The following is an 11,566-nucleotide window of genomic DNA, read 5'->3' on the forward strand; positions in this document are numbered from 1 at the left end:
TGATCTCTTTGGTGAATGTCGCCGCATCGTGCTTGCCCGCCATGGCTTTGACCAGCTTGCCTGAGGGGCTGAAAAGATAGGTACGGGGAATCGGCGACGCGGGCGGGGCTTTGGGCTCCAGCCACTTCAGAAATGCTGCGATATCCGTGTTGGCCTTATTAAAAAACGCATTGGATGTCGCGTTCTGCGCGGTCAGGAACTTGGCGGACTTGGTCGCAGCGTCCTGCGGCGAGTCGCAGGCGATGGTGATTAGAGTCGCACCACTGGCTTTTACCGCCGCGACCAGGTCGGGGAACTCCTGCTTGCACGGCACGCACCACGACGCCCAGAAGTTCACCACGACAACCTTGCCTTTGTTTTTGGCAACGACAGCCTTCAGGCCCGTCGGATCAATCGGAGTGGGTCCCGGCATTAGGGTTTCGCCTCCTGTAGTTTCTTAAGCATCGCCACGGCATTGGCGGCAGCATTTTGTGCCTTTGTCGGAGTGTCCACTGCCACAACCTTACCCTTGGGATCAATATAAAATGTCACGCGCTTTGCCATTCCATTTCCAAGCTTCACCCCGTAGGCTTCGGCCACTTTCGCCCCGACATCGGAGAGGAGTATGTGGGTCAGCGCATCACGCTCACAAAATTTCTTCTTGCTGGTAGTGTCTTGCGTCGAAAGGGTGTAGGCCACCGCATTCAACTTTGCAAATTCGTCCTTACTCGCCGAGTAAGATTTATTCTGAATCGTTCAGCCAGGAGTTCCGTCTGAGGGATAGAAGGCCAGCACCACCCACTTCTTTGCCCTCTTCGCCTCTTTGAGAGCGACGAGCTTATCGTTCTGGTCGGGCAGGGTAAAATCAGGCGCTTTCTTGCCAATTAGCTCCAGCGCGGGATCCGTCGGCTTTGCAGCAGCAGGCGGCTCCTGAGGCGCTATAGTCGCCTTCGCGGGGGGCTCCTGAGCCAGCAGGAGCATCGGAATCAGAAATAACATTCGTTGGGTTCCTCCAGACGCATTTTACCGCGTCATACGATAGGTTTGGGCAAGCTGGCGTAGCTCCTCACGAAACGCCTCACGCTGGCCACTATCGTCGGGCAGAACGGCATTGCGACGCTCGACGGCGGCATTGGTCTGGGTAACAATCTCCGTGAGAAAGACAAGGTACTCCGGCAGCTCATGCACATAGACGGGCAGATAGTGAACACAGAGCGTATCCCCTCGAAAGATCACCGGGGGGCGTGAGGGACGGGAAGATTGCAGGTAGAGGCTCTCAAACTCCGCCGCCCACTCCGTACCAGGGTCTCGTGAGAGGCGCACATAGAAACCGTAAGTGCCGGGGAAGGCATCGCTTACTTCTAACGTCTCCGGGTCAACCCCCACAATCTGGGCGGTCTGTATTCGATCAGGCATAGGATCTATGATACCCCGTCACAAAAGAGGCACTCTGGCATGCTTTGTGCTAGATTACTTTTTTTCCTCAAAGCGCGTCAAAACTCTAAAATCCGGGTATAATACCTGCGTGTTAGGTGTATTGTAGACTTAGGTTGAGGTACCTGACTTAAAGATTTTCAGGGAGTGGAGTGAGTCCCCTTCTCTAAAGCAAGAATCAGAATCCTATAGTAGTGTAGGTTTCAGGAGCAAAAGATGAATTTTAAAAATCGCATTTTCCGTATGGCATCAGCCCTAACAATTGTTGGTATCATCGCCGCGCAGATCCCAACTCGTTCTTCGGTTAGTTTAGCTGCGGATGATGGTTGCCCGAAGAGTAATAATAATGGCGGGGCGATTGCTTTAGGAGCTGCGGGTGTTTTCCTTTTGGCTAAAAATGCCCCCCGCATTGGTTCAGGATCGATGAAAACGAACATAGCTCTTGGTGGAAACTCTCCCATTGCGATGATCACGCGCGATCACTCGGAGTTCAAACTGATAGGTAGAATCCTGAATAATTCGGGCCTCTTCGAAAAATATTCCCAAGGTTCTTACACTGTCTTCTGGCCGACGGATGAAGCTCTTCTTAAAGCACTTGGTCAAGCTGAAGTAGATCGCCTTACCAGCGCTGCTGGAGTGGCAGATGCTGTGACCTTACTAAATCGCCTCACTGTAGCAGAGGATAGGCTTAGTATCAGCAAGCTAAAAGATAGAGCGAACGCCAATGGTTTTGTCACTACGATTTCTAATGAATCTTTGTCTTTAAAGCTGGAAGGTGACAAGCTAACAGTCAATGGAGTCCCGGTCATTTCCGAATTTCCCGCAAATAATGGTTTTATCGTGTCGACGAACGGCCTACTCCCAGGTTCGGAAGCAAGTCAGGAATAGTTATGAATAAAAGTCGTGTTTTTCGTATCGTATCCGCTCTTACAATTGTAGGTATTGTTGCGTCTCAGATACCAAGCCGTTCTTCAGTTAGTTTGGCTGCGGATGGTTATCCAGAAAGTAACGGGCTACTGCAAAGTAGTCTTACGAATGTTCTTGTGGGTGGCTTTGTTGTTGGCGGTCTTTACTCCGTTATCAAACCTGGCACGTGTGGTGGTGGTGTCTTTGGTGGTGGTGGTGGTGGGGGTGGGCTTCTTGGTGGTAATAAGCCCATTTTTGATTTGACCAAGTCAAATGATGATTTCACCGATATTGCCAGCATTATTAACAATGCAGGTGAGATAGAAATGTATCGTACCAAAGAACTCACCGTCTTCTGGCCAACGAATGACGCCCTGAAAAATGATGTGGGTGAGGGTGAAGTTCTGAGACTTCAGCAAGCGGGCAACAAACAACCGGCCATAGAGTTTCTAAATAGAATCACCGTTGAGGGAAAATATAGTCTAAGCACGCTGACAACTATGGCGAAGTCCGGCGGTTCATTGAAAACAATCTCTGGCGACACTATAGAACTAAAAATTACAAATGGCAAGCTCACAGCCAACGGTGTTGAGATGCTAGGTGCTGAGTATCCTACCAGCAATGGTTGGGTGCTTGCAGCGAAAGGTGTGGTTGTTAAAGAACAATCCTAAAAGTTCCTGCCTTGAAAAAACCAGCAATCTAAATTGCTGGTTTTTTTGTTTTGGCCTGAAATTTGCATATATTCTTTCCGAAGATATATCGTAAGGATCTCACGTTTCCTCAACCGAGGAACGTCTGCTCCTACAGTATTAACGGGAGAAGGAAATGAAGTATCAAGAACGGGCTCTTCGTGTTATTGTAGCCCTCAGCATCGCAGGGCTTGTCGCAAGTCAAATTCCCACACGCAACCAAATCGCACTCGGTTCCGTACAACCCCCCACAGATAGCTACCTTAAAGGTGGAGACAACAGTGGCTCGTTCCTAGGGATTAAGGGTCTAACCAACCGCAATGCCATAACCGGTGTTGCCCTTGGTCTTGTGGGCCTTGGTGCTTACTCGACCGTCCTAGACTCACGCTCCGCGGGAGCAGGTGCCGCGAGTGGTGGTGGCCCAATCACGGGAGCGATTCTAAATGGTGCCGGTAACAAGCCTATCTATGATGTTCTTATGGGTATGCAATCAGAGTTCTCTGAAACGGTTAAGCTGATTGACTCCGCAGAGCTGGTAGCGTTCTTGCGAGAAGATAGTCCCTATACCTTTTTTGCCCCCACAAATGCGGCCACCAGCCTTATTCAAGGTGACATCAAAAGCCCTCAGAATAAATCGACTCTTATCAAACTCATTAAGCGGCATACGATACAGGGACGCTACACAATCAGTCAGTTGCTCGGATTGAAGGATGGTACGACACTAAAAACCCTAACAGGTGAGAATGCCGTTATCACCAATCGAAATGGAGAGCTTAGGATTAATAACATCCTAGTAGGCCAGAGTGATATCCTTGCCAGTAATGGTTACATTCACCCAATACAAGCACCACTTGAAGAAGAGGACTAATTCCTCTTTTACGTATTTAGTAAGCGGGCCATTTTGGCCCGCTTATTTTTTGACAACCTCAATAACTCGGGAGGCATCATAGTTACGTCCAAACTGATCAGAAAAAGTAGCTTGGATCTGAACCATCCCTGTCTCACCAGGAGGGAGACGTAATGACAACTCAGAAAATCCCCTCAAAAGATCACTCGTTGAGAAAACGGCACGCAACAAGAAAATGTCTTGTGTTTTGACAGGCCTTGGCTCAGTAGTAGGCTTAAAGTCTACCCAGAGAGGAGCAATCCACTTCGTCCCCGGGTGGCTCCCTTGCTCCTTACCTTTCCCATCACGATAGAGGGCACGCCAGCGTACCCTATCACCAGGATAATAAGGTCCTTTCGTCTCTTCAACAATCTGAAATATCCCACGTGGCGTTCCATGCGGATCCCACAACCGATTTCCATACCAGACTAAGCTACCGCACACAGAAGCGACGAAGATAAAAATTATCGCGTAGGTACTAGGAGCTAACCTTACAGGAGTATCTTGATCTACCTCCCGTACACCAGACATTAAGGCCCCAGCGATCGCCCAGAATATCACCCACACCCCACAGAACTGAAAAGCAGGAGAGCCATTCACTTCGGCAAGCGCTCCAATCAATGCAGCACTACAAGCAATTAAAAGAGTGCGATCTTCCGTGTGCCGCGCCAACCTCAACGCTTTCAAACCAAAAGCTAAAAGTACACAGACGGAGAGAAGTAACAATCCTCCCCCAACAACACCGGTATCTGCGAACCACTGTACATAATAGTTATGGGCAATATTTTGATGTCCAGTCCCATAAAGAATAACTTGTTCAGGACTATCCCCAAGGTTCGTCCAGCGCCCTTGAAGTAAGAGATAGCCACCCAATCCCCATCCAAAGATCGGCTTCTCTGAGAGCATTCGAAGTGCTCCCTCCCACATAATGAATCGTCCATCAAGTGACGAATTATCTTCAAGAATACTTCCGAGTGAAGATGCACGTCCTGCTAAAGCGGGTCCTAAGCCTCCGAATATAGCAATGACAATGAGTCCTCCAACAATCCACAACAAAGGTGAGGCGACAACCTGACTCACAATATTCTTACGATTTATACGTTGTTTCGTTTCCCTTTCCCCAGTAAATTTCATCATCAAAAGTGCCATCACAATTAATCCAATAATACCTCCCAGCCAGGCAGAGCGACAACGCACCATAATCCAAGCAAAAGAAATTATTATTGATGTTGAGTAAGCAAATAATTTTATGTTTTCGGATGATAATTTCCTAAAACATAAAATCAACGACAATGGCAATACCATAGCAAGCAGGGAACCAATACTCTCATGAGTACCCAACAAGCTAACATCTGCCGAAAAGTGACTACCGAGCCCAACTTTACGTGCATAATGAGATATATCATAAATCGAAATAGCAGAACAGATAAATACAATACCATAAATAACAAAAGAAATATTTTTTTTATTTTTTAACACACAAGAAGAAACAAAAAAAGACATCATGCCAGATAACAATCGTATTATTTCTCCAATACCTACATTTTTATTTTGATAAACAAAAACAGTACATAAATAATATATAAACGAAAATATAATTAGTAAATCAGAAGGTTTTTTTATATAAATTAAGATCTTTTCTGAATAATCTCTATTTATCAAAATTAAAAGGGACAAAGCAAGAACACCAAATACAGACAACCATAAGCGAGTATACGATAATATACTTGGCACTTCTGAAGTTAAAAATACAGAAATGCAAATTAAAAAGAGTATCGCATTTAATTTTTTCTTGACTTCATTAATAAAGTCAGTTTTTCTCACATTGTGTTTTTCAAAATTTCTTCGTTCAACTTCACGTTTATGCCAAGGATCAATTCTATCCATAATTCACCACCGTTCAAGAGATATTTCGGTACTTATAGTTATATTCAGAAAAACAACGTTCAAGCAATATGGAGAGTTGTTTTTGAAATACCTCAGCGCTAAATTTTTCAGCATGCAGACGAAGTTTAGCAGGATCAAATACAAGTTTCTCAAAACGTTGTATTGCATCCACTAATGACTCAATAGTAGGTTTATCAAAAAATACTCCAGTTTCTCCATCGACAACAGTCTCAATAGCTCCTCCTGCACGATACGCAATAACGGGCCGACCCGATGCCATCGCTTCTAACGGTGCAATACCAAAATCTTCTTCACCAGGAAAGAAAAAACCTTTACAATTCGCAAAGAGCTTTTCGACTTCGCCGTCAGGAACACGTCCCAGAATTTCAACCGTTGATCCAGCAATTGATTTAAGTCGTTTTAGATCAGGCCCATTACCAACGACCTTTAAAGGAATCCTTAAATGATTACAAGCCTGTATTGCAAGATCGACTTTTTTATACGATACCAGCCGTGAGACAACTAGATAATAATCAAGTGATGGATTTTCCTCGATAAAAAAACGATGCGTCTCAACAGGTGGATAAACAACATTAGAGTTTACACCATAAAATTTTAGCAATCTCCGAGCGGTATTTCTTGAGTTTGCAATATAATAATCGACCCGTCTTGATGCCATATAGTCCCATAGACGCAAATAATGAACAAGTAAAGGAATAATCCCTTCAAAAATTTTCCCAATCTTTCCTTCAGATATATATTCATGATATCTCCAAGCGAAACGTGAAGGAGAGTGGCAATATGAGACATGACATGTTTCAGGAGAGGTTATTACTCCGTGAGAAAATCTTGTAGTGCTGGATAAAACTACATCAAATCCACGTAAGTCAAGCATTTCAAATGCAGTTGGATAAAATATTAAAAAAAATTTGTTGTATTTTGCTGATGCAGCAAAGGGAATTTTCTGCATATAAGAAGTACAAATCTCACATTTAGTAAATGTAGAGAAAGTATTTTTCGCATCATATACTGATGTATAAATCGGTGCATCGGGCCAGATATTATGCATAGCTTCTACAACACGCTCAGCACCACCACGTTGTGTTAAATCATCATGAACTATTGCGATTCGCACGATTTGTCTTTCATTATAAGAGCTCATGATAGAAAGATTCTATCGCACGTGCCGAATTTTCTGCCGTAAATTTTTCTCTAATTTTAAAGTATGCTTTTTGACCAAGTTTACTGGCATATCCAGGTTGAGCTAATAGATTTTCCAAATCATTTGCCAAGGCAATTTCATCTCCCAAGGGACTCAATATGCCATCTACGTTATGTGTAATAATCTCTTTCACTCCACCAGCATTCGTTGCGATCACAGGCAAACCTTCCGCCATACCCTCAATAATGACTTGACCGAATGGCTCAGGTAATATACTACAATGAACTAAGATATCTAAATTTTGTAATATATTTTTCACATCTGACCTAAAACCTAAAAATTCAACACTAGATTTTAATTTTTCAGCCTTGCTAACTATTATTGATTCATAACCATCTTCTCCAAAAAGTGAAGCGCCGATTACTTGATATTTGGCTACGACACCACGCTGCAGAAGAATTTCAGCAGCATCTAAAAACACATGCTGACCTTTCCATTCAACAATCCTACCTAAAATACCAATTTTCGGTATTTCGTTCCAAGAGCAAAAAGCGTTCCGTGGTAGTGAATTCAATTCTTCATTAGTTAAACCATCATAAATAACACGAGATTTATTTTTCATATAACTATTTCCGAATAAACAGTTCAATGTGCTTTCAGAATTTGTTATTATCCCAGATGGCAAAATTTTAGCTAATTTTTTAAAGACAGAAACAATTTTTTTCGGCAAATAAGGATGACTAATATGATCTCGAACGTGCCATATAACGGGAATTCTTGAAATCCTACCTGCAATCCCACCATATATATCTGATTTCAAAGAATTGCAATGTACTAAATCAGTTTTCATATCACTCATTCGTTTTGATAACATTATTGAATATTTAATGTATTCAATCAATGATTCCATATTCAAAACAGTTTTTTTGTCCAATTGATCTTTACGTAATTCAATAGCCTTTTCACCCAAAACTAAAACTTCAGTATTGACACCAATCGATCTCATTTTATCTGCTAATATACCATCCTCAGCAAGAAAAATATTTGGGGATAAGGTCTGCTTATTGATTGCACTTAATGATCTAAACAGTGCAATTTCACCTCCAGACCATTTAGCAGTATGATTTAAATAAAGAATATTTTTTGTTTTGTAATCATTTATTTTCATGAATAAAAATTTCTTTTTCTTTTTTTCTATAAAACCAAATAATTCTATCCATACCTCCTACTATAAACCAAAGAATCATTGATTGCGAATAATGTGCACCTGATATCCATTGTCCTTGACATACAATAAGTATGGCGATAGACATCAGAGCCAAAAAATCTCTACTATCATGCCAATATTTACATATATTAATTAATATACGAAGACAAATAACTATATATAAAATCCCTCCTGGAAACCCAAGAGCGAGAAACATGTCTGAATAGTCAGTTTCAGATCCTCCTGAACCTTCACCAAGTTTACCAGCAAGCGTCCCGTATCCTAATCCAAAGCCTATGGGATTTGTGAAGCCTGTTAGCATTGCATTGACTATCAATGTTACATGACCTCCACCCGTCGATTCCTTTCCAAAGGGATCACTCAAACCTTTAATTTGATGCCCAATAATAGCCTCCGTCTGATCAGTCTTTTCTATATTTTTAGCTTTTTCAATACTAAATGTAAGTCCCCAAAAAGCTAGAATAACGGCAAGAAAAAGCCGTGGTATCCAACTACGATAATTTTTACCTTGAACTGCCATCGTTGTAACGAACATTACAATCAAACTAATAATAGATCCACGTGACGAAGACAAAACTAATGAAGCAACGATTACAGTTAATGGGAGGATATAAATATATTTTTTATTGATTACGAAGCACCAACTGACAGCAGCACTTAAAAGTAACACATAAACATATTCAGAGAATGATAATAGGGTACCAACAGAACGATATAGCACACCAATATTTTTTACTGCTCCAAGAATCTGAGTACCTCCTCCAGAGGCAATCCAAAACTTTTCGACTTCCGAGAATCCATAGTAAGTTTGATTTAGACCAAAAAAAGCCTGAGCTACACCACAAATAACAACAGTAACTCCTATTTTAGATAGAACATCCCTATTACCATAACTCAAACCGATTAAATACCAGAATATCGGTACTAATCTAAAAATAATACCTCCAAAACCAACAGCTATACCACCTTGAAATGGATTTAAGACCTCCGCAAACATTATCATCGACAATATATTTATATATTTTGATACAATAGTAAATCTAGGTATTTTTCTTTGAGTGAGCATTCTAATAAATGATACACCACTAACAATTAAACTTACTAGTGTGATCGGATCATTAGATATAAAACCGGTTGTAGGAATGAGTAATCTCCTTAGCCACCCTAAAAAAATTAAATATATAAACATTCCAATTACACCAATAGTAATTGAAAATTGTAATGAGATATAAATAATAATCGCTACAAATATCGTGATCACATAGTGTATAGGCAAACTAAAAGCGTCACCAGCACGAGCCAAATCAGTAAAACTACCCATTAAAATAGGAGCTAGGATATAAAGCAATAGAATGCTGGAACTATTTCTATCTATTAGAAATAGTTTGATGAAATTATTTATTTTTATAAAAATATTTTTCATAAATAAAAACTAAAATTAGCGCCTAAAGAAAAATAGTAAGCCAACTATACCACCCAAAATACCGACATAATCTTGTATTCCTAATTTTCTTTTATTGGGATCACTGGCAGGAACAAAAATTTCATCACCCGGTTGTATTTCAACATCTTGAGAGCGATCACCTTTCAGCATTTTATCAATATCATGCTTCTGAGTCGTTGCAACTCCTTTTTCGAAGCGAGTTAGACTTACTTTTTTAAGTTCTGCACCAGTAGGAGGGATGCCAGCTTGAGTTAAGACATCAAAGAGAGTCAGCTTTCGGTCATCTGGGTAATATAATTCGCCAGGACGACTAACAACGCCATTAATTTTATAACGATCTTCAAGTCTTGGAATTGTCAAGACATCACCACCCGCAAGTGAAATGGTGTTTTCAATCTTTCCTTTTTTAAATCCACGAAGGTCCAACTTCATAATAGTTCCATTACGTAGAAGTGTGGCTTTTGATAAAGCAGCGGCTTCAGTCACCCCTCCTAAGTCGTTTAAAATAGTTAAGATTGACTTATCTTTTGGGAGTTCAATCGTTCCTCCACGCCCATTTGCAACTTCTCCAATAACTGTAACGGTTATTTGATCCCGTGGTTTAACAACAATATAGATCTTGTCTCCATTTTTCAAAGCAATATTTTGCACAGGATCATTTGCATATACCTTGGCAAGATCTAGAGCAATCACTTGAGTTTCACGGAAGAGTTGTGCAGAATAAAATTCGTATCTGTCGGTTGTTGGCCCTGTCCCAGAGCCAACGCCTCCCGCAGCACCTAGTGCGTCTAGAACTGTCCAGTTATCTTTCAGGGGTAACTTTCCTGCACCTCGTACAGCACCTAATATCGTAATTTCACGTTGTGCCCGTTGAGTAACATTGATAGTCACATAAGGCTTTACAAGTTGTTTTTTATTTTTCAAGCCTGTAGCAATCTCATTACTGATTTGCTCGCGTGTCCGACCAACTACTGTAAGCTTTCCTAAAATTGGGAATGTAATTGTTCCATCAGGCAATACTTGGGCAGCAAGGCTAAATTCAGGATGATTTAGGACAGTAATTGCAAGAACATCATCAATTTCCACTCGATAAGTTTCAGTAATCTTCTCTTGTTTTAGGGGCTCAGCGCATTTTCCAACATTTGTAAGGACAAGACTTATGCCTAGGCCAAGCAAACAAAACCAAGCCGATGTATGTGTACGATCTATTTTCATGAATCTTGACCTTTTCCTATCTGGCTAGTAGTATCTGCATCAGTAACTGCTTCGATCTCACGAACATTCACATCACTGACATTCCGACTTGTCCGTCCTGCTTCAACAGTCGCAGGTACGTAGTATTTCCCGTAGTAATATCCTGAACTTGGCCCTTCTATACGATTCAGAACAGTTCCGAGTACCCGAGCGTTTGCACGATTAAGAAGTTCCACGGCTTTACGTGAGTTGGCTTTCTTTGTTTCTCCGTAACCAATAACAAGGAGAACTCCGTCCGTTCGCCCTGCAAGCACAATGCTATCCGCAACGGCTAGGGCGGGAGGAGAGTCAAACAGTACGACATCTGCAAGCGACTTCAGTTTCTCGATAAGATCTATCATTTTACTTGAACCCAGAAGTTCTGCTGGGTTTGGAGGAGGCGAACCCGCTGAGATAACACTCACGTTATCCACACCGCTGGACTTGATCACTTCCTCTACTTCATGGGTACCTACTAAGACGTCTGTTAAGCCAGGAGAGGACTCAAGCCGGAATAGCTTATGCAAGCTTGGTCGTCTAAGGTCTGCATCTACAATGATAACTCGCTTACCATCAAGTGCCATGGCCATTGCTAAATTTGCTGCTGTTGTGGATTTACCTTCAGCAGGAACGGAGGAGGTAATCACCATTGTACGCAATGAGTTTCCAACCGCAGCAAAGTTTAAGTTTGTACGCAAGCTACGATAGGATTCCATCA

General features: G+C 41.9%; 12 protein-coding genes. 3 read left to right on the forward strand and 9 right to left on the reverse strand.

The window, feature by feature from the left end:
- The 3 genes from RMO15_RS30215 to RMO15_RS30225 all read right to left on the reverse strand — a co-directional run.
- The coding region (locus RMO15_RS30215) for a TlpA disulfide reductase family protein (protein WP_309721982.1) at window positions 1-412 on the reverse strand (412 nt) is incomplete at its 3' end.
- Entirely contained in the window at window positions 412-978 is a 567-nt protein-coding gene (locus RMO15_RS30220) for a peroxiredoxin (protein WP_309721985.1), read from the reverse strand. The genes RMO15_RS30220 and RMO15_RS30215, both read right to left, overlap by 1 nt.
- A gap of 24 nt (window positions 979-1,002) precedes the next feature.
- A complete protein-coding gene (locus tag RMO15_RS30225; protein WP_309721988.1) occupies window positions 1,003-1,395 on the reverse strand; it encodes a hypothetical protein in 393 nt (130 codons plus the stop codon).
- Between the two features lie 234 nt (window positions 1,396-1,629).
- Here RMO15_RS30225 and RMO15_RS30230 point away from each other — a divergent pair, with 234 nt between their 5' ends.
- The 3 genes from RMO15_RS30230 (at window position 1,630) to RMO15_RS30240 (ending at window position 3,876) form a co-directional block, all read left to right on the forward strand.
- The gene (locus RMO15_RS30230; protein ID WP_309721991.1) at window positions 1,630-2,301 is read left to right on the forward strand and encodes a fasciclin domain-containing protein; all 672 of its coding nucleotides are present in this window, start codon (window positions 1,630-1,632) and stop codon (window positions 2,299-2,301) included.
- A gap of 2 nt (window positions 2,302-2,303) precedes the next feature.
- Window positions 2,304-2,990: a fasciclin domain-containing protein gene (locus RMO15_RS30235; RefSeq protein ID WP_309721995.1), complete on the forward strand. Its 687-nt coding sequence runs from the start codon at window positions 2,304-2,306 to the stop codon at window positions 2,988-2,990.
- 154 nt (window positions 2,991-3,144) lie between these two features.
- Window positions 3,145-3,876, forward strand: a complete 732-nt coding sequence (locus RMO15_RS30240; RefSeq protein ID WP_309721997.1) for a fasciclin domain-containing protein — start codon at window positions 3,145-3,147, stop codon at window positions 3,874-3,876.
- 42 nt (window positions 3,877-3,918) lie between these two features.
- On the opposite strand, the gene RMO15_RS30245 is transcribed toward RMO15_RS30240, so the two are convergent.
- The 6 genes from RMO15_RS30245 to RMO15_RS30270 form a co-directional block, all read right to left on the reverse strand.
- Window positions 3,919-5,781 carry an O-antigen ligase family protein gene (locus RMO15_RS30245; RefSeq protein WP_309722000.1) on the reverse strand — a complete coding sequence of 621 codons (1,863 nt, stop codon included), beginning with the start codon at window positions 5,779-5,781 and terminating at the stop codon, window positions 3,919-3,921.
- Window positions 5,782-5,794: 13 nt separating this feature from the next.
- Window positions 5,795-6,943: a glycosyltransferase gene (locus RMO15_RS30250; protein ID WP_309722002.1), complete on the reverse strand. Its 1,149-nt coding sequence runs from the start codon at window positions 6,941-6,943 to the stop codon at window positions 5,795-5,797.
- Window positions 6,930-8,111: a glycosyltransferase family 4 protein gene (locus RMO15_RS30255; RefSeq protein WP_309722005.1), complete on the reverse strand. Its 1,182-nt coding sequence runs from the start codon at window positions 8,109-8,111 to the stop codon at window positions 6,930-6,932. The genes RMO15_RS30250 and RMO15_RS30255 overlap by 14 nt, the downstream gene beginning before the upstream one ends.
- Window positions 8,098-9,594, reverse strand: coding sequence for a hypothetical protein (locus RMO15_RS30260; protein WP_309722008.1), 1,497 nt, complete (start codon window positions 9,592-9,594; stop codon window positions 8,098-8,100). Before RMO15_RS30260 ends, RMO15_RS30255 begins: the two co-directional genes overlap by 14 nt.
- Before the next feature lie 15 nt (window positions 9,595-9,609).
- Window positions 9,610-10,830 (reverse strand): polysaccharide biosynthesis/export family protein, encoded by a 1,221-nt coding sequence (locus tag RMO15_RS30265; protein WP_309722011.1) that lies wholly within the window; start codon window positions 10,828-10,830, stop codon window positions 9,610-9,612.
- On the reverse strand, window positions 10,827-11,566 hold a 740-nt coding region (locus tag RMO15_RS30270), incomplete at its 5' end, for a CpsD/CapB family tyrosine-protein kinase (protein WP_309722014.1). The genes RMO15_RS30270 and RMO15_RS30265, both read right to left, overlap by 4 nt.

Origin of the sequence: Armatimonas sp. (genome assembly GCF_031410135.1) — a bacterium.
Taxonomy (GTDB): Bacteria; Armatimonadota; Armatimonadia; order Armatimonadales; family Armatimonadaceae; genus Armatimonas.

Bases quoted from the DNA above. Each gene is read 5' to 3' on its own strand.
- RMO15_RS30240 (WP_309721997.1), top strand. From the start codon at position 3,145: ATGAAGTATCAAGAACGGGCTCTTCGTGTTATTGTAGCCCTCAGCATC.
- RMO15_RS30225 (WP_309721988.1), bottom strand. From the start codon at position 1,395: ATGCCTGATCGAATACAGACCGCCCAGATTGTGGGGGTTGACCCGGAG.
- RMO15_RS30250 (WP_309722002.1), bottom strand. From the start codon at position 6,943: ATGAGCTCTTATAATGAAAGACAAATCGTGCGAATCGCAATAGTTCAT.
- RMO15_RS30230 (WP_309721991.1), top strand. From the start codon at position 1,630: ATGAATTTTAAAAATCGCATTTTCCGTATGGCATCAGCCCTAACAATT.
- RMO15_RS30260 (WP_309722008.1), bottom strand. From the start codon at position 9,594: ATGAAAAATATTTTTATAAAAATAAATAATTTCATCAAACTATTTCTA.
- RMO15_RS30265 (WP_309722011.1), bottom strand. From the start codon at position 10,830: ATGAAAATAGATCGTACACATACATCGGCTTGGTTTTGTTTGCTTGGC.
- RMO15_RS30255 (WP_309722005.1), bottom strand. From the start codon at position 8,111: ATGAAAATAAATGATTACAAAACAAAAAATATTCTTTATTTAAATCAT.
- RMO15_RS30235 (WP_309721995.1), top strand. From the start codon at position 2,304: ATGAATAAAAGTCGTGTTTTTCGTATCGTATCCGCTCTTACAATTGTA.
- RMO15_RS30245 (WP_309722000.1), bottom strand. From the start codon at position 5,781: ATGGATAGAATTGATCCTTGGCATAAACGTGAAGTTGAACGAAGAAAT.